This is a genomic window from Dietzia sp. IBK-p2-16D (assembly GCF_057773085.1).
On record NZ_JBYMTL010000026.1, the window covers coordinates 1 to 508 of the forward strand.

The 508-nt window shown below is 23.8% G+C and carries 1 protein-coding gene; it reads right to left on the bottom strand.

Annotated features, from left to right (window positions below):
• Positions 1-37: 37 nt before the first annotated feature.
• The coding region (locus tag AC3DE3_RS17160) for an HNH endonuclease (protein ID WP_488370829.1) at positions 38-508 on the bottom strand (471 nt) is incomplete at its 5' end.

A 508-nucleotide genomic window follows, 5' to 3' on the forward strand; every position in this document is an offset into this window, starting at 1 on the left:
TTGATGAAAACGATTAAGAAGGAAAAAAAATAAAAAATTATTTATTTTTTAATTTATGTATTTTCCCATGTTCTACATTTGTCAAAATTTTTAGATTTTCAATGCGATTATCATGAATATTTTCGTTTATGTGATGAACATGTTCCCATGTTTGCAATTCTCTTCCTAAATGCATCATCATAATATATCTATGTAAATGTATTTGCTTACCATTTACTGTTTTCCTTTTATATCTCATTCCTTTATCTTTATTACTTCCTGTTTTTTTAAATCTACCAACAGCAACATGTCCTTTTTGAAAGCATAAATTTTTATCATGAGCAATCTTTAAAGATTTTTTATATATTCCATTTTTATATAAAAATTTACCTTTGCAAGATTTACTACAATAAATTCCCGTTCCATATTTTAAAGATGATTTCATAACATAAAATTCCTTATTACATTCTTTACAATTTACAAAATGTCCTTTTTTAGTACGAACGCTCATATTATATTTTTGTGAACA